1 pseudogene is annotated in these 337 nt (G+C 68.5%); it reads left to right on the top strand.

What is annotated here, in order from left to right:
- Positions 1-337, top strand: a pseudogene (locus M1203_RS38585) (hypothetical protein); the annotation flags it as partial.

Here is a 337-nt window from a genome sequence, read left to right as displayed (position 1 = left end):
CGTCAACCACGCCGACGGCCCCACCACCGTGCGCGTCGACCAGCGCCAACGCGGGGGCCAGTGGGTCTCGCTGGGCAGTTACCCGTTCACCGCAGGCCAAGCGGCGAGCGTCGAACTCTCCGACGCCGCCGACGGATTCGTCGTGGCCGACGCCGTACGCACGACCTACCACGGACTCGTCGCCGACAACGACTCGGCCGCGTACGAAACGGTTTCCGGAGAGTGGAACAACGCGAGTGGGGCCGCCGGGTTCTATGGCTCGAATTACCGTACGCATCCTGCGGGTACGGGAAGTGCGGTGGTGCGCTGGCGGCTGGATGTGCCGGTGAGTGGACGG

Origin of the sequence: Streptomyces sp. 35G-GA-8 (assembly GCF_023534745.1) — a bacterium.
Lineage (GTDB): Bacteria > Actinomycetota > Actinomycetes > Streptomycetales > Streptomycetaceae > Streptomyces.
The sequence above is the reverse complement of the archived record's forward strand: the minus strand, read 5'-3'. Positions and strand labels throughout refer to the sequence as shown.